General features: G+C 68.3%; 20 protein-coding genes and 1 tRNA gene. 8 read left to right on the forward strand and 13 right to left on the reverse strand.

All coding sequences use genetic code 11. The features are described from left to right. Positions 1 to 34: 34 nt before the first annotated feature. The gene (locus F572_RS0104050; RefSeq protein WP_026143012.1) at positions 35 to 766 is read left to right on the forward strand and encodes a hypothetical protein; all 732 of its coding nucleotides are present in this window, start codon (positions 35 to 37) and stop codon (positions 764 to 766) included. Between the two features lie 29 nt (positions 767 to 795). On the opposite strand, the gene F572_RS0104055 is transcribed toward F572_RS0104050, so the two are convergent. Both F572_RS0104055 and F572_RS0104060 read right to left on the reverse strand, forming a co-directional pair. Beyond that, the gene (locus F572_RS0104055) at positions 796 to 4,017 is read right to left on the reverse strand and encodes an EAL domain-containing protein (protein WP_017941899.1); all 3,222 of its coding nucleotides are present in this window, start codon (positions 4,015 to 4,017) and stop codon (positions 796 to 798) included. Positions 4,018 to 4,252: 235 nt separating this feature from the next. Next, entirely contained in the window at positions 4,253 to 4,573 is a 321-nt protein-coding gene (locus F572_RS0104060) for a high-potential iron-sulfur protein (protein WP_017941898.1), read from the reverse strand. Positions 4,574 to 4,868: 295 nt separating this feature from the next. Between F572_RS0104060 and F572_RS0104065 the strand changes: the two genes are divergently transcribed. Continuing rightward, the gene (locus F572_RS0104065; RefSeq protein WP_017941897.1) at positions 4,869 to 5,411 is read left to right on the forward strand and encodes an outer membrane beta-barrel protein; all 543 of its coding nucleotides are present in this window, start codon (positions 4,869 to 4,871) and stop codon (positions 5,409 to 5,411) included. Positions 5,412 to 5,500: 89 nt separating this feature from the next. Beyond that, positions 5,501 to 8,260, forward strand: a complete 2,760-nt coding sequence (locus tag F572_RS0104070; RefSeq protein WP_017941896.1) for a cation-transporting P-type ATPase — start codon at positions 5,501 to 5,503, stop codon at positions 8,258 to 8,260. Positions 8,261 to 8,298: 38 nt separating this feature from the next. Here F572_RS0104070 and F572_RS0104075 read toward each other — a convergent pair whose 3' ends face one another. From F572_RS0104075 to F572_RS0104085, 3 genes are all read right to left on the reverse strand, one after another. Further along, positions 8,299 to 10,371, reverse strand: coding sequence for a bifunctional diguanylate cyclase/phosphodiesterase (locus tag F572_RS0104075; RefSeq protein ID WP_017941895.1), 2,073 nt, complete (start codon positions 10,369 to 10,371; stop codon positions 8,299 to 8,301). Between the two features lie 177 nt (positions 10,372 to 10,548). After that, complete coding sequence (locus F572_RS0104080) at positions 10,549 to 11,046, reverse strand: cytochrome c (RefSeq protein ID WP_369772119.1); 498 nt, start codon at positions 11,044 to 11,046, stop codon at positions 10,549 to 10,551. 17 nt (positions 11,047 to 11,063) lie between these two features. Continuing rightward, entirely contained in the window at positions 11,064 to 11,645 is a 582-nt protein-coding gene (locus tag F572_RS0104085) for a hypothetical protein (protein ID WP_017941893.1), read from the reverse strand. Between the two features lie 120 nt (positions 11,646 to 11,765). On the opposite strand from F572_RS0104085, the gene F572_RS16060 reads away from it, so the two are divergent. After that, on the forward strand, positions 11,766 to 12,200 hold the full coding sequence (locus tag F572_RS16060) for a hypothetical protein (RefSeq protein ID WP_369772118.1): 435 nt from the start codon (positions 11,766 to 11,768) through the stop codon (positions 12,198 to 12,200). 219 nt (positions 12,201 to 12,419) lie between these two features. Here F572_RS16060 and F572_RS15885 read toward each other — a convergent pair whose 3' ends face one another. From F572_RS15885 to ispB, 7 genes are all read right to left on the reverse strand, one after another. Beyond that, positions 12,420 to 13,082, reverse strand: a complete 663-nt coding sequence (locus F572_RS15885) for an O-methyltransferase (RefSeq protein ID WP_017941891.1) — start codon at positions 13,080 to 13,082, stop codon at positions 12,420 to 12,422. Next, positions 13,083 to 14,156 (reverse strand): SO_0444 family Cu/Zn efflux transporter, encoded by a 1,074-nt coding sequence (locus F572_RS15890; RefSeq protein WP_017941890.1) that lies wholly within the window; start codon positions 14,154 to 14,156, stop codon positions 13,083 to 13,085. Positions 14,157 to 14,225: 69 nt separating this feature from the next. Beyond that, positions 14,226 to 16,394, reverse strand: a complete 2,169-nt coding sequence (gene spoT / locus F572_RS0104105; RefSeq protein ID WP_026143010.1) for a bifunctional GTP diphosphokinase/guanosine-3',5'-bis pyrophosphate 3'-pyrophosphohydrolase — start codon at positions 16,392 to 16,394, stop codon at positions 14,226 to 14,228. 13 nt (positions 16,395 to 16,407) lie between these two features. Further along, a complete protein-coding gene (gene rpoZ / locus F572_RS0104110; protein ID WP_017941888.1) occupies positions 16,408 to 16,683 on the reverse strand; it encodes a DNA-directed RNA polymerase subunit omega in 276 nt (91 codons plus the stop codon). Positions 16,684 to 16,740: 57 nt separating this feature from the next. Then, positions 16,741 to 17,391 carry a guanylate kinase gene (gene gmk, locus F572_RS0104115; protein ID WP_017941887.1) on the reverse strand — a complete coding sequence of 217 codons (651 nt, stop codon included), beginning with the start codon at positions 17,389 to 17,391 and terminating at the stop codon, positions 16,741 to 16,743. Between the two features lie 102 nt (positions 17,392 to 17,493). Continuing rightward, positions 17,494 to 17,570: transfer RNA gene (locus F572_RS0104120), tRNA-Pro, on the reverse strand. 79 nt (positions 17,571 to 17,649) lie between these two features. Further along, complete coding sequence (gene ispB, locus F572_RS0104125; RefSeq protein WP_017941886.1) at positions 17,650 to 18,618, reverse strand: octaprenyl diphosphate synthase; 969 nt, start codon at positions 18,616 to 18,618, stop codon at positions 17,650 to 17,652. 240 nt (positions 18,619 to 18,858) lie between these two features. On the opposite strand from ispB, the gene rplU reads away from it, so the two are divergent. The 4 genes from rplU to proB all read left to right on the forward strand — a co-directional run bounded on the left by rplU (position 18,859) and on the right by proB (position 21,739). Then, a complete protein-coding gene (rplU, locus tag F572_RS0104130; protein WP_017941885.1) occupies positions 18,859 to 19,170 on the forward strand; it encodes a 50S ribosomal protein L21 in 312 nt (103 codons plus the stop codon). Between the two features lie 29 nt (positions 19,171 to 19,199). Beyond that, positions 19,200 to 19,460 (forward strand): 50S ribosomal protein L27, encoded by a 261-nt coding sequence (gene rpmA / locus F572_RS0104135; protein WP_017941884.1) that lies wholly within the window; start codon positions 19,200 to 19,202, stop codon positions 19,458 to 19,460. A 78-nt stretch (positions 19,461 to 19,538) separates the two neighbouring features. After that, a complete protein-coding gene (gene cgtA, locus F572_RS0104140; RefSeq protein WP_017941883.1) occupies positions 19,539 to 20,609 on the forward strand; it encodes an Obg family GTPase CgtA in 1,071 nt (356 codons plus the stop codon). 11 nt (positions 20,610 to 20,620) lie between these two features. Beyond that, positions 20,621 to 21,739: a glutamate 5-kinase gene (gene proB, locus F572_RS0104145; protein ID WP_038034055.1), complete on the forward strand. Its 1,119-nt coding sequence runs from the start codon at positions 20,621 to 20,623 to the stop codon at positions 21,737 to 21,739. A gap of 261 nt (positions 21,740 to 22,000) precedes the next feature. On the opposite strand, the gene xseA is transcribed toward proB, so the two are convergent. After that, positions 22,001 to 23,410, reverse strand: coding sequence for an exodeoxyribonuclease VII large subunit (xseA, locus tag F572_RS0104150; RefSeq protein ID WP_017941881.1), 1,410 nt, complete (start codon positions 23,408 to 23,410; stop codon positions 22,001 to 22,003). Positions 23,411 to 23,421: the final 11 nt, after the last annotated feature.

Here is a 23,421-nt window from a genome sequence, read left to right on the forward strand (position 1 = left end):
TGCAAGGCAAGGCCGTTACAGAAGGTGTGAGCCCATGTCTCGAATCCCCGAAGCGTATGAAGTGAGCGATGGGGCCGGTGTCACTATCCCGGCGCAATATGCCGAATCCTGGGAGGACGGTTTTGGCGTTCGCGGCTGGAAGCTGGACCTGCCGGGGCGTGGCGCCGATGTGATTGCGGCTACGCCGTATACCGGCGAGCGCATTCCGACCTCGGTGTTCGTGCACGACATCGTGGATCACCACCTGTGCGGCTTCGCGCTGTCCGGCTATGTCGACGAGGCGGGAGCCCTGATCCAGCTGGCGGAACGCACCGGGTCCGATCCGGTGGCGGATTTCGTGCAGATCATCGACGAGGACCTGTTGCCCGGGCTGTTCGAGAGTGACGACTGGCGCGAGTTGTTGCCCGATTCGCTGGTTGCGGAGGTGGAGGCGGCCCCGGACGCGCGTTCGGGCATGGCGCGGCTGCGCGAGCTATGGGGCGACGGGGTGCTGCGGGCACTATGGATTGCCGGGTTCGTGGAGACGGGCTGGGGGCTCGCGGCGAGAGCGCGCGAGGCCTGGGAACGCCACGGGCTGGACTACGCCCGCCGCGCCGCGACCGCGCGGGCATTGCAGCGGCTGTTCGAACGGGTGGATGCCACGGTGCTGGATCAGGGCTGGAGCCGCGCGCGGGGCGTGTTCCGGGTCGCCCCTGCGGGGGTGGGTTTTCGCTTCGAGGAGCCTGCGGAGGGCCGCGGCGAGTATCTTCCCGTCACGGATGACTGAGGGGTTGTGCGCACCCCTTCGGGGCGCGTTCATCTATCGGCGGCGGGGAGCTCCAGTGACGGGCGGTGCAGGTGGTAGCCCTGGGCCATGTCCACGCCCAGTTCGGCCAGCATCTCGAGGGTGGCTCCGTCTTCCACACACTCGGCGACGGTTTGTTTTTCCAGGCCCCGGGCGACATCGACCATCGCGCGGATGAAGGCCTGGTTGTCGCGGTTGTTCGGCAGGTCGCGCACGAACATGCCGTCGATCTTGAGGATCTGCACGCCGAGGTATTTCAGGTAGGCGAAGGTGGAGAAGCCGGAGCCGAAGTCGTCCAGGCAGACCGTGCAGCCCGTGTGCTGCAGCGCCTCGATGAAGCGCTGGGCATCCTGCATCTCGGAGACCGCCGCGGTCTCGGTCAGCTCGATGATCAGGCGGCGCGGCTCGACGGCCTGCTGTTCCAGTTGCTGGGCGATGTAGTGCGGCAGCCCGGGTTCGTCGAAGCTGCGCCCGGAGATGTTGATGGCGATGCCGGGGATGGCCGGGTCGGCGGCCAGGCGGGCGATGCTTTCGCGGATGACCCAACGGTCGATATCGAGGATCTGGCCGGTCTTCTCCGCGATGGGGATGAACTGTCCAGGCATGGTGATCTCCTCCGGGCTGGCCGGATCGCGCATGCGCACCAGGGCCTCCATGTGGTGCAGGTGACCCCCGCCGATGGTGTAGATGCCCTGGTAGTGCAGCTCGAGATGGCCCTGTTCCAGTGCGGTGCCGATGCGCTGGCTCCAGGACATTCGCTCGAGCATGTGCTCGGCGGTGTTGCGGCTGCGGTCGAATACCGCCCAGGTGTTCTTGCCCAGATCCTTGGCCTGGTACATCGCGGTGTCGGCGTGGGCCACCAGGTCCTCGACGTTATCGCCATGTTCCGGAAAGTGAGCGATGCCGATGCTGGCGGTGAGTCGGTAGTTTTGGCCGCGGAAGCGGAACGGGATCGCCGAGATGGCGCGGCCCACGCGCTCGGCCAGCTCGACCGGTTCGTGCCCCGATTCGCGGTCGACCAGGATGGCGAACTCGTCGCCGCCCAGTCGGGCGAAGATGTCCTCGCTGCGTACCAGCGCGGCGATCTCGCCGGCGGCGCGCACCAGCACGGTATCCCCGGCCCGGTGGCCGAAGGTGTCGTTGATGGTCTTGAATTCGTCCAGATCGAAGTACAACAGGGCGAAGCGCCCGTTGCGACGGCGCTCGCTGTGGATCACGTGTTCCAGGCGCTTCTGGAAGTGGTGGCGGTTGTACAGACCGGTGAGCGCGTCGTGCTCGGCGAGGTAGACCAGCTGCTGGGCGGTCTGGCGCTCGTGGGTCACGTCCTCGTACAGCCACAGGCGTCCGATGGAACGCTCGTCGGTGTCGTGGACGGGGTAGGAGACCTGGGTGAGGATGCGCCCGTCGTACAGGTCGACCTCGAAGCGTTCGCTGATCTCGTGGGTGTCCAGCACGTGCAGGACGTGACGCGAGGCGTGGTCCGGCCGCGCGAAGCGGTGGGTGGAGTGCTCGAGCACCTCGCGCGAGGCCCGGCCGACCAGTTCCACCTCGCTGCTGATCGCCCACATCCGGCGGAAGGCCGGGTTCACGTACTCGACCCGGCCGTCGCGGTCTTCGAACAGGATGCCGATGCTCATGGCCGAGAGCAGCGCCGCCATGCGCCCCTGCTCGCGCCGAGTCAGTTCCAGCAGGCGTGACTGTTCGTCGCGCGAGGCCTCCAGTTCCGACAGAGCCTGGAACAGGGCCTCCTCGTTGCGCTTGCGCTGGGTGATGTCGTGCGAGATCGCCACGTAGCGTGCGGTCTCGCCGCGGGGTGCGACCAGCTGCAGGGAGATCTCGACCGGCACCTCGAAGCCGTCACGGTGGCGATGGCTGGTCTCGAAGCGGTACTGGTCGCGTTCGCCCCGGCGCAGGGGCTCGATCAGCTGGCGAAAACGCGGCTCGGGGTAGTCCGGTTTGATGTCATAGGGGTGGAGCTGCAGCAGCTCCTCGCGCGGGATGCCGGTCTGGTCCACCGCGCCCTGGTTGACGTAGATAAAGCGCAGGGTCTCGACGTCAAACAGGAAGACCGCATCCAGGGTCAGGTCCAGGGTCGAGCGAAAGGATTCCAGCTCGTCGGTCTTGGCTCGCAGGCGTTCGCTGGTCGTTACCAGCTCGTCGGCATCCACCACGTGGCCCTGCAGGTACTGCAGGCGTCCGCGGTCATCGTATATCGCGGCACCGCGCTCGAAGACCCAGCGTGGTGGCCCATTGCGTGGTAGCAGGCGCCACTGGATCTGGTACTGCCCGCCACGTTGCAGGCCTTCGGACACTTCGCGCCAGACCCGGTCGCGATCGTCTGGGTGGATCAAGTCGTTGAGGGTACGCCGTTCCGCGAAGAACGCCGCGCGCGTGATGCCGGCCAGTTCTTCCAGTGACCCCTCAAGGTTGATCACGTCCCAGTCTGGATTGTTGTGACAGCGATAGACGAAGCCGTCGAGGGTGTCGAGCACCCGCAGCAGGTCATCGCCCTGCTGGGTGCCCAGCGAGCGGGTCAGGGCCATCAGTCCGATGACGGCGAGGATCGCGGTGAACGTGCGCAGCAGCTGCACGGGTAGGCCGCTCGCCTCGAGGAAGTCGCCCGCGGTTGGCAGCCACTCGGGGAACGCCGCGTCAATGGTTCCTGGAAACGGCGTGAGCAGGGCGTAACCCAGAAAGGCGAGGGCCAGGACGGTCAGCGCCGGGTATTGGCCGCCGTGGTCGCCGGGCTCCGAGGTCCGCAGGCTGGGCTTCTGCAGGAGGAGCCAGAAGGCGAGGCCGGTCATCAGAGCGCCCGGAAAACCGAGCAGATAGCGAGCGCCGTTGGTCAGACCGCGTCCCGGATCCTCGGCGATGCCGATGACCAGCAGCAGCCCGAAGGCGATGGCCGGGTACAGCCACAGGGCGTCGAGGCGTACGCGCGGGTGACTCGCCAACACGGCGCGTCGTCCGAACTCCAGTAGCGGCAGGTAGGACAACAGCTGCCAGCTGGCGTTGAGCCACACATCGCGCGCGGGTGGATAGTGAAAGCCGGCGGCCTGCAGGAACTCGTAGGCGCCATGGATCAGACCAAACAGGGCCAGGAGCCAGAAGTGCCGGGCAAATGGCAGTGTCCCGTCGCCACGAGGCAGGACCAGGGCGACCGCGCCCAGCGAGAAAAAGGCCAGACCGTAGACCAGATAGAGGAGCGTGAAGCCGGCGGTCGAGAGCTCCATTAGCGGACACGCCGTAGGCCGGAGTGCGGGTTACCGGCGATGATGGCGACAAGCCGGGGCAACGGGTCGGACACGCAGCTTCCTTTCGGCCGCACTGGACTTATGCCGGGACCGGTCTACGAAATCAGGGTTCTAGCTTGCGGCGTTGTGCGGCGGGGATGCAAGCAGTGGCCGGGGCGACGGCCAGCGAAGGGGAGGGCCGGCCCGGAGGCCCGGGCCGGCTGGGTTATCGGGATCAGGCCCCGACGTATTCGTCACACCAGCCGTTGGCGTTCACCTGAACACCCTGGAAGTCGGCGTGGAAGCACTGGCCCCACTCGGCGTCGCCGCCGCCCCAGAAGGCACAGGTCTTGCACTTCTCGCCTTCCGCGTAGTCTTCATGGCCGGCGGCATCCGCCGCATCGTTCACATAATCGTGGCGATGGCCATCCTCAGCCTTGGGGACATCGGCCTTGGCCGTGGACAGCCCGGCCAGGCTGACCACCGGGATGGCCGCCATGGCCGCAGAGGCCTGGCGCAGGAAATTTCGACGCTTCTCATTCGGTTGGTCGGACATGACGTCCTCCGTTTGCTTTTGGATGGAACGGTTTTTCTTGTCGCTGCTTCAGGGCGAATGCGCACGCACGGGCCGTGCGCATTCGTTACTTTCGAGCGCGGCGACCGCCGAGGGTTCCCTCGATTTCTGCGGGTATCCGCGCAAGATGCGCCGCGGTCGTGCTTCGGCCGGGGGATGCAGTGACCCCGGGAAAAATTCCATGTCGGGTACGGGGTCCCATGCGATCGTGATGAAGATCGCGGTAGCGTGGTCTATCATTAGGGTTTGCTTATTCATGCTGATCAGGAGGTGCCCGATGCAGTGCCGCAAGTCGATGGTGATGTTTGCCCTGGGGGCGCTGGCGGCCATGCCGCTGGCTCAGGCCAGCGCGGTGGAGCGCGGCATGGAGCCCAGCGTGGCGCTGATGGGCGGGGTGGTCTCGCCGGATCTGTCGGATGCCAGCAGCGATGGCGCCTACGGCGTCGAGATCGGCGCCAACTGCCAGCTGTTCCAGCCCGCCACCGGGGTGCTGCGCCACCATCTGAGCGTGAGCCGTTACAGCGACGACCCGCTGAAGATGACCAGCGCCGAGGTGAACAGCCACTGGATGTTCGAGCCGAACGAACGGCTGTCGTTGGGTTTTGGCCCGGGTATCGGCTACGTGCGGGCCAAGCTGGATGACGACAGCAATGGCCTGTGGGCCGCCCAGCTGGGCGGTAGCCTGAAGTACCAGCTGGACCGGCAGTGGTTCCTGGGCCTGGAGGCGCGTTACCAGTTCACCGAGAGCGACCGCTTCGACGGGCGCCGGGCCGATGCCGACAACATGCGCGTGATGGGCAAGGTGGGTATGCAGTTCTGATCCTTCGGCTCGTCCGGTATCCGGGGGACTTGCCGCCCCTCGGGTACCGGGTGACGATAAGGCGACGTTGACACAGCAGGGCGTTGCCCATGGCCGAGACCTCCGAACCCACCGACTCGGGCGAGACCCGTGAAGCCCCTGCATGGCACAGCCGAAATGCGGAGGAAGCGCTCGAGCACTGGGATTCCACGCGTTCGGGTCTGACGGCCGCCACGGCCGAAGAGCGTCTGGCCCACTACGGGCCCAACCAGTTGCGCCCGCCCGAACGGGCCGGTGTGGTCCGGCGCTTCCTGCGCCATTTCCATAATGTCCTGATCTACATCCTGCTGGTGGCGGCGCTGGGTACGGCGCTGCTGGGCCACTGGGTGGATACCGGCGTGATCCTGGCCGTGGTCCTGATCAACACGCTGATCGGCTTCGTCCAGGAGGGCAAGGCGGAAAAGGCCCTGGATGCGATCCGCCGAATGCTGTCTCCGCGCGCGGTGGTCACCCGCGGCGGCGAGCGCCGCGAGATCCCGGCCGAGGAGCTGGTGCCCGGCGATGTCGTGCACCTGCAGGCCGGGGACCGGGTGCCCGCGGACCTGCGCCTGTTCGAGGTCAAGAACCTGGGCCTGGAGGAGGCGGTGCTGACCGGGGAGTCGGTGGCGGTGGAGAAGGACACCGTGGCCGTGGAAGCCGACGCGGACCTGGGAGACCGGCGGGGCATGGCGTTCTCCGGGACACTGGTCGCCTTCGGCCGCGGCACGGGTGTAGTGGTGGCCACCGGGGAGCACACCGAGATCGGGCGCATCTCCACCATGCTCGGCGAGGTCGAGGGGCTGGAGACGCCGCTGGTCCGGCAGATGGAGCAGTTCGGCCGCTGGCTGGCCGCGGTGATCGTGGTGATCGCGATGGCCACCTTCGCCTTCGGCTACTGGGTGCGCAGCTATCCGCTGGACGAGATGTTCCTGGCCGCGGTGAGTCTGGCGGTATCGACCATCCCCGAGGGGCTGCCGGCGATCATGACCATCGCGCTGGCCATCGGGGTGCAGAAGATGGCGCGGCGCAATGCCATCATCCGCCGCCTCCCGGCGGTGGAGACCCTCGGCTCGGTCTCCGCGATCTGCTCCGACAAGACCGGCACGCTCACGCGCAACGAGATGACCGCGCAGACCCTGCGCACGGCCACCCGCGAGATCCAGGTCAGCGGCGTCGGCTATGCCCCGCAGGGACATTTCTCCGAGGATGACCATGACGTCGATCCGGAGGACGACCCGTTGTTGCGGGAGGTCCTGCGGGCGGGTCTGCTGTGCAACGATGCCCAGCTCTACGAGAAGGGTGGTAACTGGGTGATGGAGGGCGACCCGACCGAGGGCGCCCTGATTACCCTGGCGCGCAAGGCCGGGCTGGATCCGCACCTGGAAGGCGAACGCCTGCCGCGCACCGACGTGATCCCGTTCGAGTCGGACCATCGCTACATGGCCACGCTGCACCATGACCACGAGGGGCATGCCCGGATCTTCCTGAAGGGGGCGCCCGAGCGTGTGCTGGAGCTTTGCAGCGAGCAGCAGGTGGATGGCGAGACGCGCGCGGCGCTGGAACCCGATCGCTGGCATGCAGCCATGGAGGACGTGGCGGCGCGGGGCCAGCGCCTGCTGGCGGTCGCGGTTCGCGAGGCCGAGCCGGATGGCGGCGAGCTGCGCTTCGATGACGTCGAGGCCGGCGGCTTCACCCTGCTGGCGTTGCTGGGGATCATCGACCCGCCACGCGAGGAGGCGATCCGCGCGGTGGCGGATTGTCGCGCGGCGGGCATCGACGTGAAGATGATCACCGGCGACCACCTGGCGACGGCGCGGGCGATCGGCGAGCAGCTGGGCCTGGGGCGCGATGCCGAGGCGCGCTCCGGTCACGAACTCGATGGGCTGGATGATGCGGCGCTGGCGGAGGTGGCGGAACGCACGGACGTCTTCGCACGGACCTCGCCGGCGCACAAGCTGCGCCTGGTGCGGGCCCTGCAGCAGGGCGGGCGCATCGTGGCGATGACCGGCGACGGGGTGAACGACGCCCCGGCGCTGAAGCGCGCGGATGTGGGCGTGGCCATGGGCGGCAAGGGCACGGAGGCCGCCAAGGAGGCCTCGGAGATGGTGCTGGCCGACGACAACTTCGCCTCCATTGCCCATGCGGTCGAGGAGGGGCGCACGGTCTACGACAACATCCGCAAGGCCATCCTGCATATGCTGCCGACCAACGCCGGGCAGTCCTTGACCATTATGATGGCGATCCTGATGGGGCTGGCCCTGCCGCTGACGCCGGTGCAGGTGCTGTGGGTCAACATGGTCACCTCGGTGACCCTGGCGATGGCGCTGGCCTTCGAGCGCACGGAGCCGGGGGTGATGCAGCGCCCGCCGCGGGCCCCGGATGCCCCGCTTTTGTCGGGCTTCCTGCTCTGGCGCATCCCGTTCGTGGCCCTGCTGCTGTGGGCCGGGACCTTCGGGCATTTCTTCTACATGGAGACGCTCGCCGGGGTGGCCGACGAGGTCGCGCGCACCGTGGCGATCAATACCCTGGTGGCCGGGCAGGCCTTCTACCTGCTGAACCTCCGGTTGATCCACCAGCCAGTGCTGTCGAGGGGCGAGCTGTTCCGCTCGCGCGCGATGTGGCTGGCGATCGGCGTCCTGGTGGTGCTGCAGCTGGCGTTTACCTACGTGCCGCTGATGCACACGCTGTTCGGTACTACGGCCATCGGCGCCGGCGACTGGGTGCGCATCCTGGCCTTTGGCATGGCCGTGTTCGTGATTGTGGAGCTGGAGAAGCTGGTGGTGCGCCGGGTGCTGGCACGCCGGCGCGGGGTGGCGCTACAGGCTGTCTGACGGGGCGGCCCGCCCCGTCGCTGCAACCTGCGGGGCCGTCAGACGCGTGGCGGCCGCGCCTCCTCCAGTAGCGTGCCGGCCTGCGCGGCGTCCACCGGCGGGGAGTAATAGTAGCCCTGTGCCAGGGAGCAGCCGAGGGCGCGCAGGGTGGCCGCGTGGGTGTGGCTCTCCACGCCCTCGGCCACGGCCTCGAGTCCGAGGTTGCGGGCCATGTGGATCACGGTCTGCACGAGGCGCTGACTGTATTCGTCGCGATCCAGCCCGGCCACGAAGCTGCGGTCGATCTTGAGGATGTCCAGGGGCAGCCGGTGCAGGTAGCTGAGCGACGAGTAGCCGGTGCCGAAGTCGTCCATCGCCAGGCTGACGCCCAGGGCCTTCAGCCGGTTCAGGGTCTCGATCAGCTCGTCGAGGTTGCCGAGGGTCGCCGTCTCGGTGATCTCCAGGCGCACTTGCGTGGCCGGGACGCCCGTGCCCTCCAGGATGGTTTGTACCTCGTCGACCAGTTCCGGTCGCGTGAGCTGGCGGGCGGACAGGTTGGTGCTGATGGTCAGCGGGGTGCCCGGGAAATCGTGGTTCCACTGCACGAGTTGCCGGCAGGCGGTGTAGAGCACCAGCATGTCGATCAGGTGGACCTGCCCGGTATCCTCGGCGATGGGAATGAAGTGGTCGGGCGGCACCAGCTCACCATTGCGCTCCCAGCGTACCAGGGCCTCGAAGCCGGTGATGCGGTCCTCGCCGAGCGACATGATCGGCTGGAAGTGGACCCGGAAGTCGCCGCGTTCCACCGCATGGCGCAGGTCCGTCTCCAGCGCCAGGCTTTGCAGGGCCAGGGTCTGCATGCTCGGGTCGCAGAACTCGCAGCGCGCCTTGCCCAGTGACTTCGCGCGGTACATCGCCATGTCGGCCTCGCGCATCAGGTCGTCCGGGGTGGCCGGGCGGGCCGGGTCGTCCGGCGCGACGGTCTCGCGGGCCGGGCAGCTGTGGCCGTAGGGCCGGGTGGCGATGCCGATGCTGACGGTGACGTAGACATCCTGGCCGGCGATGGAGAAGGGTTCGTGCAGCACGGCCTGCAGGCGTTCGGCGACGCGCAGGGCATCCACCGGTTCGTTCAGGCCCTCCAGCAGGATGGTGAATTCGTCGCCTCCCAGGCGCGCCAGGGTGTCGTCCGGACGGTTAGCCTCGTCGCCCTTGGGGCGCGAGACGGTGTCGTTCTGGCGCAGCGCGCTCAGCAGGCGCTGCCCGACGCGCACCAGCAGTTCGTCACCGGCGGGGTGCCCCAGGCTGTCGTTGACGACCTTGAAGCGGTCGATATCCACGAACAGCACCGCGAACAGGTTGAAGGGTTCGCGCGTGGCGCGGGCGATCGCATGTGCCAGTCTGTCGTGGAACAGGCGCCGGTTGGGGAGCCCGGTCAGCTGGTCGTGCGAGGCGTTGTGGAGCAGGCGCTCCTCGTGCCGGTTGCGCTCGATCACGCGGCCCAGCTGGACCCCGATCTGCCACATCAGCCATAGCAGATCGGGATCGGTGGTGGTGGGCTCGGTGGCGAAAAACTCGAGGACGCAGGCGACTTCCTGGCCGACCATGACCGGGAAGGCGAACCCGGAGCGCAGACCACTGGCGGCGGCCTGCGGGGCGCGAGGGAAGTTGCCGTCCGCGGCCAGGTCCTCGATCCAGGCCGGTTCGCCATTATCCAGGACGCGGCCGGGCAGGCCATGGCCATTGGCGAAGATGGTGTTTTCGGTGCAGTCACGGAACGTGGTGACCGGCTCCGCGCAGGCCAGGTGCCAGATGCCGGTGGGGGTCAGTTCGCTGTGGCCCGTCTTCTCGTCATGCCGGGCCAGGTAGGCATGCCCCACGGGCCAGTCGAGATAGCGCCCGATCGCGGCGAGGGCTGCGCGCAGCACGTGGGCGATGGAGTCCGACTGGTTTGCGGTCGACGCAATGGTGTTGAGCAGCTCGATCTGCTGCTGCTTGGCGTAGAGGTCCTGCAGGCGCGTCTCGGCGAGGGTTTCGGCGTGACGCCGAGCCGTGCGTTCCTGTTCGACCAGGGTCTGCAGGCGGTCCCGTTCGCTGTCTGCCGAGAAATCGCGCGCGCGTCGGTTCACGCGCACCCCCGGCCATTACTGCGAGATTCGCGCTTGTGGGTGTCCTGCATGGGCCACTCCCGGCCGTGACGTTTTCGATGCGTTCCCTGCCAGCCGGCATGCGCGGTGGCGTCCTGTGCGAAAGACGCGGGCGCGGGCCCGGCCATTCCGTGGCCATTGTAGGGCCATGCTGGAGGGTATGCATCAGTCCTCGGGGTGGGTCACCCAGGGTTCGCCCATCGCCTCTTCCCAGTCCGCCTGGGTGGGGTGGTTGCGGTCGTAGCGTTTCCAGGCCTCGAAAATCTCGTCCGGCCAGTGCGACTGTAGCCAGGCGATGATCGCCTCGACGTCGTCCTCCGACAAGGTGTCCTCGAAGCTGGGCATGGCACCGCCGCGCGCCTCGGCGCCAAAACGGATCATGTCCTTCAGCTGCCAGTACGGGTGGTGCCAGGTATGGGCGCTGCCATCCAGCGGGGGCGGTGGCAGGGTGCCGTCCGGGTTGCGCTGGCGCCAGTTCTCGGCACCCTCGCGCTGGGCCCCGTGGCAGGCGATGCAGTGCTCCTGGTAGAGCCGCTCCCCGCGCTGCAGGATCTCCGGGTCGGTGGTGCGTTCGAGGTGGTCGGGGCCCCCGCCGAACCCGTCGCAGCCGGCCAGTGCGACGGTGGACAGAACCAGCATCGCGCCGGCGAACCCGGCGCGCATCGGATGCTGGTCCGGCATCAGTCCTGAACGTCCCGCTCGCCGGTAGCGTTGGTCGGCTCGTCGTCCCCGCGGAAGGCATCGCGTACCGAGCCCCAGGCCTTGCGCGAACCGTCGCGGATGCCACCCCAGGCATCCTTTGCCCCGTCGCGGATGCCACCCCAGGCACCAGAGGAGCGTTCGCGCATTTCGGCGGACCATTCGGCCAGGCGGTCACGCTCCTCGACCAGGCCGTCATAGGCCCGTTCGCGGCGCTCGCGGGTCGCCTCGCTCAGGTCGTCCCAGCCCTCGCGGATGTTGTCGCCCAACCGGCTCAGTTCGCGGTCCATCGCGTCCAGGGTCTCGCGGGTGCGCGAGCGAGTGGCTTCACCGGCTTCCTCACCTTCCTCCTGGAGCTCCTCGCGGGTCTCGGCCCATGACTCGCGCAGTTCCTCCATCTCGCTGGCGGTGGCATCGTCCTCCATCGCCGCGTCATGTTTTTCCCCGGCAGCCGGGTCGTCCTCCGTGTGGGCCTCGTGGTCGGCGGCGTACAGGGGGCTTGCGGCCAGCATCACACCGCACAGCCCGGTGAGCAGGATGGGGCGCAGTTTGAGCACGTTCATGACGGGGTCCTCCAGGGTCGCCGCGGGGCGGCCGACCGATGATGTATATCTGTCATGGTAGGACGTTTTGTCCTCCGGTATGTTTCCCGGGAGACGATATTTTGCGAGGAAGACCACGCGATGTGCTGGAAAAGGCCGATTGCAGGGAGCGTACTGGCGTTGCTTCTGGCGGGCTGCGCCTCGTCTGGCCCGGTGCCGGAGACCGAAGGCACGTCCGCGGGGCTGCCCGAAGGATGGGAACCCGCGCCGACGGCCTTCGAGGCTCAGGCGGTGCCATCCCTCGAGGCCATGGTGCTGCCGGGTGCCGCGGTGATGGAGTGGCTGGCGGCGAGTGGGTGGCACTCCGGGCTGGCGGTCGACTACGCGGGGCTGGAGATTGACCAGCCACGCCCGGAACGTGCGGAGATCCGCCTGACCGGCCTGCGCGACGATGCCGTCGAGGCCTACGAATTCCGCCTGCAACTGGAGGAAGTGGAGGCGGGCTGGGTGGTCCGCGCGGTTGAGCGTCGCGCCATCTGCCGCCGTGGCCTAGGCGACGGAGGCCTCTGTCTGTAACGCATCCCGGTGCCCGTGGCGCTCTTCGTGCCCAAAAAGCGATTCACAGGAAGATGGGAAGGCGGGAAGAAATTCTGAATGAGCAATGCGTTGGTGGTCCCTGGGCTACCCATTCCACCTTCTAGTCTTCGCGTCTTCCTGTAGATCGTCCTTGACCTTGACCGGTCCCTTCTCCGGGCTCTCTGTGTCCTCCGTGGTGAACCCGGACTTGCGGCGGGTTCAGCGGCGGCGGGCGAGGGTCAGGCCGTCGCCGATGGGGACCAGCGAGAGGTCGATGCGCGCGTCGTGGTGCAGGGCTTCGTTGAAGGCGCGGATGGCGCGGGTGTCGTCGCGCTCGTCGTGCGGGTCGGCGACGGTGCCGTGCCACAGGGTGTTGTCGACCAGGATCAGCCCGCCCGGGCGCACCAGGCGCAGGCAGTGCTCGAAGTAGTCGGGGTAGCCGGTCTTGTCGGCGTCGATGAAGGCCAGGTCGAAGCGGCCGGTCTCGCCGTCGGCCTCCAGTGCCTGCAGCTTGTTGCGGGCCTCGCCCAGCTCGAGCCGGATGCGTCCGGCAACGCCCGCGCGTTCCCAGTAGCGCCGGGCGGTGGCCGTCCACTCCGCGCTGTTGTCCAGGGTGACAACCTCGCCGTCCTCCGGCAGGGCGAGGGCAATGGCCAGCGCGCTGTAGCCGGTGAAGGTGCCGATCTCCAGGTAGCGCTTTGCGCCCATCAGGCGTGCCAGTAGCCCCATGAACTGCCCCTGTTCCGGGGCGATCTGCATATTCGCCTCGGGCAGGCTGGCCGTTTCGGCGCGCAGCTGCGCCAGTACGTCGGGTTCGCGCAGCGAGTGCTCCAGCAGGTAGTGGTACAGCGGTTCGTCGAGTCCGATGGAACGGTTGGACATTCAGGCGCTCCGGGCGTGTGGGTTGGGGATCAGGCGCTCCAGCCGCCGGCGCGTGACCGGCGTGGCCAGCACGACCAGAGCGATCAGGGCGGTCCATTCGAGCCAGGCGGGCAGGAGTTCGCCGGCACTGCCCATCTGGGTGGCGACGTCGACCCCGGTGCGGGCCAGTCCGGCGTCCAGGGCGAGGCCCAGTGCGATCGTGGTGACGCCGATGCCGGCCAGATACAGCACCAGCGCCGGGGTACCGAGTTCGCGGCGGAAAACGCCCAGCGTCGCCAGGCTGGTGATCGGTGCGGCCAGCAGGAAGACCAGTACGGTGCCGGGCGAGACCCCGGCCGCGATGAGGCCCACGGCGATGGGGGTTGCGGCGGTCGCGCAGAGGTACATCGGGATGCCGATGACGGCCATCACGAGCATGGCCGGCAGGCCCGAACCCCAGGCGGCCAGCGTGGCCGGCGGGACCAGGGCGAGCAGTACGCCGGCAACCAGCAGCCCGAGTACCAGCCACAGGCGGATGTCGTCGAGGACGTCGTGAAAGGCGTAGTGCAGTCCGGCGCGCAGGCGCACGGGGAGGCGCTCCGGTGCGATGGGCTTGGTGTCTTCATCGTCGGTCCCGCAACACCCGCCGCAGTTGTCCGGTTCGGCTTCCGACGGCACCTCGGTGGCCATGGCCTGCGTGCGCCCTACCAGCAGGCCGGTGGTGATGGCCGTGACGATGGCGCCGAGGGCGCGGGCCACGGCCATCAGGGGGCCCAGCAGGGCATAGCTGATGGCGAGCGAGTCCACGCCCACGCCGGGTGTGCCGATCAGGAAGGCGGTGGTGGGTCCACGGCCTGCGCCGCCGCGATGCAGGGCCAGTGCGGTGGGGATGGCCCCGCAGGAACAAAGCGGCAACGGAGCTCCGACCACGGCGGCGCGCGCAGTGGCGGCCAGTCCGGCACCGCCGAGCCAGCGTTGCAGGGCGGCTTCGGGGATCAGGGCCTTGACCGCGCCGGCCGCCAGCAGGCCCAGCAGCAGCCAGGGCGCCGCGGTGAGCGCGACGCCCAGGGTTTCGCGGAGGATATCGACGATCATCCAGCGATCTTCCGCCGCGTCCTGCCGGGCTGCAAGAAGGCCGTTCGCCGTGTGGCGGAACGACCGGGTTCAGCCGCGCTGACGCGCGATGCGCAGGACGTCGGGCAGGCGGCGCAGGCCGCGCATGATCTGCGCCAGATGCTGGCGGTCGCGCACGGTCAGCAGGAAGGTCATCGCGGTGGAATGGCCGTCCTGCTCGTTGAAGGAGATGTGTTCGATGTTGGAGCCGTGATCCGCGATGACCGCGGCCATGTCGGCCAGCGCGCCGCGGCGGTTGGCGGTGCGGGTGCGCACGGCGGCGGTGAACTGGAGCTGGGGCTCGTGCGACCACTCCAGGGCGATGGTGCGGTCGCCGCGGTCGCGGCTTTCGTGCAGCACGTTGCGGCAGTTCTCGCGGTGGACCACCAGGCCGCGCCCGGCGCTTAGCTGGCCGATGATCGGGTCGCCCGGGATTGGATGGCAGCAGCGGGCGTAGTTCAGCACCAGCCCTTCGGTGCCCTTGACCGCCAGGGTGGTGGGTTCCTCGTTCGCGTCGGGGGCCTCCTTGCCCACCATCTGCCGGGCAACCAGCGAGGCCATGCGGTTGCCCAGGCCGATGTCGATCAGCAGCGCGTCCAGGTCCGCGAGTTGCATCGCGTCCAGCATCTGGTCCAGACGCGCCGGCGAGATCCGGGGCAGGCTGGTGTCCAGTGACTCCAGGGCCTTCTCCAGCAGGCGCTCGCCGAGGGTGCGCGCCTCTTCGGACTGCATGGACTTGAGGCAGTGACGGATCCCGGTGCGGGCCTTGCCGGTGACCACGAAGGACAGCCAGGCCGGGTTGGGGCGGGCGCCGGGCGAGGTGACGATCTCCACCGTCTGGCCGCTTTGCAGGCGAACCGACAGCGGCGCCAGCTGGCGGTCGATCTTGGCCGCCACGCAGCGATTGCCGACGTCGGAGTGCACCGCGTAGGCAAAGTCGATCGGGGTGGCGTCGCGCGGCAGGACCAGGATGTCGCCCTCGGGGGTGAAGGTGTAGACCTCGTCGGGGAACAGGTCGACCTTCACGTTCTCCAGAAACTCGATGGAATTGCCCACACTGTTCTGGATTTCGAGCACGTCCTTCAGCCACTCGCGGGCGCGGCTCTGGGCCGTGCGGCTGGATTCGCTGCCGGCCTTGTACTGCCAGTGCGCGGCGATGCCGCTCTCGGCCACGCGGTCCATCTCGGTGGAGCGGATCTGGATCTCGATGGGGATGCCCTGCGGGCCGAACAGGATGGTGTGCAACGACTGGTAGCCGTTGGACTTGGGGATCGCGATGTAGTCCTTGAAACGCCCCGGCACCGGCTTGTAGAGGTTGTGCACCACGCCCAGGGAGCGGTAGCAGGTGTCGACGTCGTCGACGATGATGCGGATGGCGAAGACGTCGAACACATCCTCGAAGGAGTGGTGCTTGTCGCGCATCTTGCGGTAGATGCTGTACAGGCTCTTTTCGCGCCCGGAGATGCGCCCGACGATGCCGGCGGCCTCCATGCGCGAGCAGATCGCCTGCTCGATGTTGCGCATCGGCTCGCGGCGATTGCCGCCGGCGCGGTGGACCGCGCGTTCCAGCACCGCGGCGCGCCAGGGATGCTTGGCGGAAAACCCGAGTGCTTCCAGCTCGCGGCGCATGGCGTTCATGCCCAGGCGCTGCGCGATCGGGGCGTAGATCTCCAGGGTTTCCTTGGCGATGCGACGGCGCTTGTCCGGGCGCATCACGCCGAGGGTGCGCATGTTGTGCAGGCGGTCGGCCAGCTTGATCAGGATCACCCGGATATCGCGGGTGATCGCCAGCATCATTTTGCGGAAGTTCTCCGCCTGGGCCTCGGCCTTGGACTGGAACTGCAGGTGGGTCAGCTTGGACACGCCGTCCACCAGCTCCGCGACTTCCTCGCCGAACTCGGCGTGGATGCGGTCCTTGCTGGTCGCGGTGTCCTCCATCACGTCATGCAGGATGGCGGCGCTGATCGCCTGGTGGTCCATCCGCATCTCGGCCATGGTGCGGGCCACGGCGAGCGGGTGATAGATGTAGGGTTCGCCGGTCTTGCGGGTCTGGCCTTCGTGGGATTCCGCGCCCAGGAGATAGGCGCGATAAACCTCCTCGACCTCTTCCGGCTCGAGATAGGCCTCGAGCTCGGAACACAAATCGCTGATCAGGAATCGGGTCGAATCACCCGTTGCCGCCGAAACGGCCCCGGGCGCGGCTGGCTGCCCAGCGGCCATTGAACGAGATCTCCTAGCGTTCGTCGGCTTCCAGCTGTTCCAGATGGCGGATGGTGCTGAAGTCCAGCATCTGGTTCTGGGGCCGTTCGTCGTGTTCGTCGAATACCTCGGTACCGACCACGCCGGCGGCAATCTCGCGCAGGGCGATCACCGTGGGCTTGTCGTTGTCCTCGGGGACGCGTGCTTCCTTGCCGTGGGCGATGTGGCGGGCCCGGCGGGCGGCCATCAGCACCAGCTGAAAGCGGTTTTCGACATTTTCGAGGCAGTCCTCGACGGTGACGCGTGCCATCGGATACTCCGGTCAGTAAATTCTTGAAAAAAGTGTAGCGGACTACACTACCGCATGTTACGCCGACCCCGGCGCCTCCGCCAACAGATTCCCGATGGTGGGTGCGGATCGGGTCTCCTGTTCCACGGTGCGCAGGCGATTGGCGCGGAAGATACAGGCCAGATCGCGCACGGCCTCGTCGAAATCGGCGTTGACCACGGTGTAGTCATATTCGCGGAAATGCGTGCAGTCGGATTCGGCGTCGCGCAGGCGGCGCTGGATCACGTCTTCCTCGTCCTGGCCGCGCCCACGCAGGCGGCGCTCCAGCTCGTCGCGCGAGGGCGGCAGGATAAAGATGGAATGCGCATCCGGCACAGCGGCACGCACCTGGCGCGCGCCCTGCCAGTCGATCTCCAGGATCACGTCCATGCCGGCGTCCAGGCGTTCGTCGACGCTGGCGCGCGCGGTGCCGTAGAAGTTGTCGAAGACCTTGGCGTGTTCCAGCAGCTGACCGTCCTCGATCATCCCGAGAAAGGTCTCGGCCGTGACGAAGTGGTAGTGCTGCCCGTCAACCTCGCTGGCGCGCGGCTTGCGCGTGGTGTGCGAGACCGAGACCTCCACGGCTTCCACTGATTCCAGCAGGGCCGCGACCAGGCTGGTCTTGCCGGCGCCGGACGGGGCGGAAACGATGTAGAGGGTGCCGCGAGCGGCCGGGGCATTGGCGGTCATGGACGTGTCCGCGGGACCTGAATGTGATCGGGACCTGGGCGTGTCCGGGGCGGGCCGTTTGCAGCGGGCCACAGGCCGGATATCCAGGGTCAAGAAGAAGGTTGGTCGGAGTGAAAGGATTCGAACCTTCGACCCCTGCCTCCCGAAGGCAGTGCTCTACCAAGCTGAGCTACACTCCGAACCGAGCCCGCTATTATGCCGAGCCTCTCCGGACGTGTCCATGCCCCCGGAGGATGAAAATTGGGTCGGGCGCGGTCGTCAGTGGTTGCGCCCGACGGCGAAGCGGGCCAGGTCGATCAGGGCCTGACGGTGCGGGGAGTCGGGCAGGGTGGAGATCGCCTCGATCGCGGCGTCGGTTTCGGCCTCGGCGCGCGAACGGGTGTAGGCCAGGCCGTCCGTCGCGTGCACGACCTGCAGTACCGCGTCGACCTGGTCGCGGCCGCCATCCTCGATCGCGCGGCGCACAATGGCCTCCTGGTCGGGTGTGCCGACGCGCAGCGCATGAATCAGCGGAAGCGTGGGTTTGCCCTCGGCGAGGTCGTCACCCATGCGCTTGCCGGTCACCGCGTCATCGGAGGAATAGTCGAGTACGTCGTCGACGAGCTGGAAGGCCGTGCCCAGATGCATGCCGTAATGCGCCAGGGCCTGCTCCTCGGTCTCCGGGCGCTCGCCCAGGATGGCGCCCAGCTGGCAGGCGGCCTCGAACAGCTTGGCGGTCTTCGACTGGATCACGTGCATGTAGCGCTGCTCGTCGACCCCGGCGTCGTGGCAGTTCATCAGCTGCATGACCTCGCCCTCCGCGATCACGTTGGTCGCGTGGGAGAGGATCTCCATGACGCGCATCGAGCCGACCTCGACCATCATCTCGAACGCCCGCGAGTAGAGGAAGTCGCCGACCAGGACCGCGGCCTCGTTGCCGAAGATGTGGTTGGCGGTCTCGTTGCCGCGGCGCAGCTCGGAGGCGTCCACCACGTCGTCGTGCAGCAGGGTTGCGGTGTGGATGAATTCCACGACTGCTGCCAGCGTGACCGGGTCCCGGCCCTGCACCTGGCAGGCGCGTGCCGACAGCGTGGCCAGCAGGGGACGCAGGCGCTTGCCGCCCGAATGGATAATGTAGTGTCCGAGCTGGTTGATGAGCACGACCGGCGAGCTCAGACGCTCGCGGATGCACTGGTCGACGGCCTGCATGTCGTCGGCCGCCAGTTCTCGGATCGCATCAATGGACATGGGGGTCGGCAAGCACGCTTGTGAGGTGGTCGGGAGGGGCGAAGGAATGCTAGGGAAACGCCGGGGAATGTACAAGTTCGCGCGCGGGATCGCGAAAACGCCGAGCGGGCGCGGTGCGGTCCTTTCGCGTCCACGCCGGCATTGACCCGGACGGGAAGCGCTGCTAGCATTTCCGCCCTTTCGCGAGACCAGTCCCCGTCGGCTGGTCCACACAAGGTATCGCAACGGAGTCCCAGGGAAATGTACGCGATCATCGCAACAGGTGGTAAACAGTACCGCGTCGCCGAAGGCGACGTGATTCGCATCGAAAAGCTCGAGGCCGAGGCCGGTTCCGAGGTCGAATTCGACCAGGTGCTGATGGTCGGTGCGGGTGACGATGTCCGCGTCGGGGCCCCGCTGGTGGACGGTGGCAAGGTCACCGCCAAGGTCGAGGACCATGGCCGCGCCAAGAAGGTCCACATCATGAAATTCCGGCGGCGCAAGCATTCCCAGAAGCAGATGGGGCACCGCCAGCACTACACCACCGTGCGCATCACCGGCATCGCCGGCTGATCGGCGCAGGCATTCAGGAGAGCTGAACCATGGCACATAAGAAGGCAGGCGGGAGTACCCGCAACGGGCGCGATTCCGAGAGCAAACGCCTGGGCGTGAAGCGCTTCGGCGGTCAGGTCGTGCGCGCCGGCAATATCCTCGTTCGTCAGCGCGGGACGCAGTATCATCCCGGCGAGGGCGTGGGTTGCGGCAAGGATCATACGCTGTTCGCCAAGGTCGACGGCCAGGTCGTCTTCAAGGTGGGCGGTCCGCACAATCGTCGTTTCGTGAGCATCCAGCCGCAGCAGTAAGCCGGCCGGACAGCGAAGCGTTCGCGAAAAGCCCCGTTCGACGGGGCTTTTTTTGTTCTGTACTGCGGGAAGCAAGCAATGAAGTTCATCGACGAGGCCACTATTACCGTGAAGGCCGGCGACGGCGGCAACGGCTGTGTCAGCTTCCGCCGCGAGAAATACATCCCCTTTGGCGGCCCGGACGGGGGCGATGGCGGGGATGGTGGCTCCGTGTGGCTGGTGGGCGACGAGGGCCTGAATACCCTGGCCGACTTCCGTTACCAGCGCCGCTTCGATGCCCAGCGTGGCGAGAACGGCATGGGGCGCCAGCGCACCGGGGCCTCGGGCGAGGACCTGGAGATCCCGGTCCCGGTCGGCACCCAGGTGCGCGATGCCGAGACCGACGAGATCCTCGGGGACGTGACCCACGAGGGCCAGCGGCTGCTGGTCGCGCAAGGGGGCTTCCACGGGCTCGGCAACACGCGCTACAAGTCCTCCACCAACCAGGCGCCGCGCCAGAGCAAGCCGGGCACGCCGGGCGAGCTGCGCAAGCTGTCGCTGGAGCTGATGGTGCTGGCCGATGTCGGGCTGCTGGGCCTGCCGAACGCGGGCAAGTCCACGCTGCTGGCGCGGGCCTCGGCGGCGCGCCCCAAGATTGCGGACTACCCGTTCACCACCCTGATCCCGCAGCTGGGGGTGGTGCGCATTGGCGTGAACCAGAGCTTCGTGATCGCCGATATCCCGGGCCTGATCGAGGGCGCGGCCGAGGGCGCGGGTCTGGGCACACGCTTCCTCAAGCACCTGGCCCGCACCCGGTTGCTGCTCCACGTGGTGGACGTGGCGCCGCCGGACCCGGAGGCCGACCCGCTGGTGGACCTGCGCACCGCGATCACCGAACTGGAGCACCACAGCGACCAGCTGGCCGCGCTGCCGCGCTGGATCGTGTTGAACAAGAAGGAGCTTCTGGACCCCGAGGAGCTCGCGGCCCTGGTCGAGCGCGTGCGCGCGGATCAGGGCGAGGCGCATCCGGTGTTCACGATCTCCGCGGCGACTGGCGAGGGGGTGGATGCCCTGCTGCAGGCGGTGATGCGGCACATCGAGGAGACCGCGCAGGCGGCGGCCGAGGCCGGCCGGCGTGACGCGATCGCCAACCCGGAGGACCCCGCGTGACCGCGGGGGACATGCGTGCGCTCCCGGCGATCCGCCGGGTGGTGGTCAAGATCGGGAGTGCCCTGATCACCGCGGATGGGGCCGGGCTCGACCGCCCGGCGTTGGAGTCCTGGGCGCACCAGATCGCGGCGCTGCGCCGCCGTGGACTGGAGGTGATCCTGGTCTCCAGTGGCGCGGTGGCCGAGGGCATGCGGCGGCTGGGCATGACCGAACGGCCGCACCAGTTGCATCACGTGCAGGCGGCCGCGGCGGTCGGCCAGATGGGGCTGGTGCAGGCCTATGAGCGCGAGTTCGCCAGCCACGACCTGCACGCGGCGCAGGTCCTGCTGACCCATGATGATCTGGCCGATCGCTCGCGCTACCTGAACGCCCGCAGCACCATCCAGGCATTGCTGGAGATGGGCACGATCCCCGTGGTCAACGAAAACGACACGGTGGCCTACGAGGAGATCCGGCTGGGTGACAACGACACCCTGGCGGCTCTGGTCGCGAACCTCGTGGTGGCTGATTTGCTGCTGATCCTGACCGACCAGGACGGCCTGTTCGACCGCGATCCGCGCAAGCATGCGGATGCGAAACTGATCCACGAGGGCCGGGCCTCGGATGCCGAGCTGCACCGTTACGTGGCGGCCGATTTCGGGCGCCTGGGGCGCGGCGGCATGGCCACCAAGCTGCTGGCGGCCGAGCGCGCGGCCCGCTCCGGCACGCATACCGTGATCGCCTCCGGCCGCGAAGCGCAGGTGATGGGCCGGGTGCTGAAGGGCGAGCCGCTGGGGACCTGGCTGAAGCCGGACCGCGAACCCCTGGCGGCGCGCAAGCGCTGGCTGGCGGACCAGCTGCATTCGCGTGGGCGGCTGGAACTGGATGCCGGCGCCGCCCGCGTGCTGCGCGAGTCCGGCAGCAGCCTGCTGCCGGTGGGCGTGGTCGGTGTCGAGGGGGATTTCCGCCGTGGCGAGGTCGTCACCTGCGTGGATCCGGATGGGGTTGCGGTGGCGCGCGGGCTCACCAATTACGGGGCCAGCGAGATCCAGCGTATCCGCGGCCAGCGCGCCGACCGCATCGAGGCCGAGCTGGGCTACCTGCTGGAGCCGGAACTGATCCACCGCGACAACCTCGTCCTGCTCTCCTGACCGCCACCGGGTGCCGCTGTCCTGCGTCGGCGTGTGGAGCCACAGTTGTAGGAGCGTGCTTGCACGCGAAGCCCCTGCCAGAGTCGGACGCGGGCAGGGGCTTCGCGTGCAAGCACGCTCCTACGGCGTTTGGGGGGTGAACAGGTATCCGGGTTCCCGGCGGTGGGGCAGGCATGTTGGTGGGGGTGTGCGTGACGCAGAAGGTCCCGGCTCTCCGCTTGGCTGTGGCCGGGATGGCCCTGTAGCGGCCGATCCCGCGCTTCAGTCGTCGGTGTGGGTGCCGGTGACGTCCAGGTCCAGGCGCCCGCGTGCCAGGCGGGCGCGCAGGGACTCGCCGGGTGCGGTCTGGTCCGCGCGACGCAGGACCTCGCCCGCCGGGGTCTGCAGGATCGCGTAGCCGCGTTCCAGGACTGCCTCCGGGTCCAGCGAGCGGAGCTGGCGGGCGGTGGCATCCAGGTGGCGCTGGCGGGTGGCGAGCGCCTGCCGGGTGGCGCCCTCAAGTTGCCGCTGGAGTCGCGCCAGGGTCTCGCGCCGCTGGGCGATGTCGTGGTCCGGGCGGACCCGCGCCAGGCGCTGGTGCAGGTGATCGAGGCGCATGCGGGCGGAAGCGAGGCGGTTGCCGGGCGAGGCCGCGGCCAGGCGTAGCTGGGCGCGCTGCAGTCGCGCCCGGGCGCGCTCCTCGATGCGTGACCAGGCGCGGTTCAGGCGCTCGCGCTGTTCGTCCAGGCGTTGGGCATTGCGTTCCAGTAGCTGGCTTGGGTGGCGGCGCTCAAGGCGGGTGTGCAGGGCGGTCAGGGTCTGCTGGTGGCGCGCGATGCGCTGGCCCAGCAGGCCGGTCAGGCGCTCGCGGGCCCGCGCCAGCTGGTGGCGCAGGGTGGCGGCATCCGGGCTGACGGCCTCCGCTGCCGCGGTGGGCGTGGAGGCGCGCAGGTCGGCGACGAAGTCGGCGATGGTGGTGTCGGTCTCGTGTCCCACACCGCTGACCACCGGGATCGGGCAGGCGGCGATGGCGCGTGCGACGCTTTCCTCGTTGAACGCCTGCAGGTCCTCCAGTGAGCCGCCGCCGCGGGCGAGGATGAGCACGTCGACTTGGCCCTCGGCCGCGGCCTGTTCGAGCGCGGCGATGATCTGGCCGGCGGCCTGGGCGCCCTGTACCGCGGTGGGATAGAGCGTGAGCGGAAGCAGCAACGGGAAGCGCCGGGCCAGAGTGCGTTCGATGTCGTGACGCACGTCGCCCTGGGTGGAGGTGATGACGCCGAGGCGATGGGTCCAGGAGGGCAGTGGCTGTTTGCGCTCGGTATCGAACAGGCCCTCGGCGGCGAGCTTTTCCTTGAGCCGCTGGAAGGCGGCCAGCAGTCGGCCTTCCCCCGCCGGTTGCAGGGCCTCGACGATGATCTGGAACTGGCCGCGGGCGCCGTAGATACCCGCGCGTCCGCGGATCTGCACGGCATCCCCGTCGGCGAAGCGCGCCGCCTGGCGGGCCTTGCCGCGAAACAGCACGCAGTTCACCGAGGCGTTCTCGTCCTTCAGCGAGAAGTACTGGTGGCCCGAGGCGTATTGGCGCAGGTTGGAGACCTCGCCTTCCACACGCACCAGGCCGAGCCCGTCGCGCAGCAGCCCGTCGGCACACTGGTTGAGTTCGGTAACGGAAAAGACCGGGGCGTCGCTCATACGGGCCTCGC

Origin of the sequence: Thioalkalivibrio sp. ALE14 (assembly GCF_000376845.1) — a bacterium.
Lineage (GTDB): Bacteria > Pseudomonadota > Gammaproteobacteria > Ectothiorhodospirales > Ectothiorhodospiraceae > Thioalkalivibrio.

Coding starts and splice junctions, on each gene's coding strand:
- F572_RS0104085 (WP_017941893.1), bottom strand. CDS start 11,645: ATGAACGTGCTCAAACTGCGCCCCATCCTGCTCACCGGGCTGTGCGGT.
- xseA (WP_017941881.1), bottom strand. CDS start 23,410: ATGAGCGACGCCCCGGTCTTTTCCGTTACCGAACTCAACCAGTGTGCC.
- F572_RS16060 (WP_369772118.1), top strand. CDS start 11,766: ATGTGCTGGAAAAGGCCGATTGCAGGGAGCGTACTGGCGTTGCTTCTG.
- F572_RS15890 (WP_017941890.1), bottom strand. CDS start 14,156: ATGATCGTCGATATCCTCCGCGAAACCCTGGGCGTCGCGCTCACCGCG.
- F572_RS0104070 (WP_017941896.1), top strand. CDS start 5,501: ATGGCCGAGACCTCCGAACCCACCGACTCGGGCGAGACCCGTGAAGCC.
- F572_RS0104065 (WP_017941897.1), top strand. CDS start 4,869: ATGCAGTGCCGCAAGTCGATGGTGATGTTTGCCCTGGGGGCGCTGGCG.
- cgtA (WP_017941883.1), top strand. CDS start 19,539: ATGAAGTTCATCGACGAGGCCACTATTACCGTGAAGGCCGGCGACGGC.
- F572_RS0104060 (WP_017941898.1), bottom strand. CDS start 4,573: ATGTCCGACCAACCGAATGAGAAGCGTCGAAATTTCCTGCGCCAGGCC.
- proB (WP_038034055.1), top strand. CDS start 20,621: ATGCGTGCGCTCCCGGCGATCCGCCGGGTGGTGGTCAAGATCGGGAGT.
- rpoZ (WP_017941888.1), bottom strand. CDS start 16,683: ATGGCACGCGTCACCGTCGAGGACTGCCTCGAAAATGTCGAAAACCGC.
- F572_RS0104080 (WP_369772119.1), bottom strand. CDS start 11,046: ATGCGCGCCGGGTTCGCCGGCGCGATGCTGGTTCTGTCCACCGTCGCA.
- spoT (WP_026143010.1), bottom strand. CDS start 16,394: ATGGCCGCTGGGCAGCCAGCCGCGCCCGGGGCCGTTTCGGCGGCAACG.
- F572_RS15885 (WP_017941891.1), bottom strand. CDS start 13,082: ATGTCCAACCGTTCCATCGGACTCGACGAACCGCTGTACCACTACCTG.
- F572_RS0104050 (WP_026143012.1), top strand. CDS start 35: ATGTCTCGAATCCCCGAAGCGTATGAAGTGAGCGATGGGGCCGGTGTC.
- rplU (WP_017941885.1), top strand. CDS start 18,859: ATGTACGCGATCATCGCAACAGGTGGTAAACAGTACCGCGTCGCCGAA.
- F572_RS0104055 (WP_017941899.1), bottom strand. CDS start 4,017: ATGGAGCTCTCGACCGCCGGCTTCACGCTCCTCTATCTGGTCTACGGT.
- rpmA (WP_017941884.1), top strand. CDS start 19,200: ATGGCACATAAGAAGGCAGGCGGGAGTACCCGCAACGGGCGCGATTCC.
- gmk (WP_017941887.1), bottom strand. CDS start 17,391: ATGACCGCCAATGCCCCGGCCGCTCGCGGCACCCTCTACATCGTTTCC.
- ispB (WP_017941886.1), bottom strand. CDS start 18,618: ATGTCCATTGATGCGATCCGAGAACTGGCGGCCGACGACATGCAGGCC.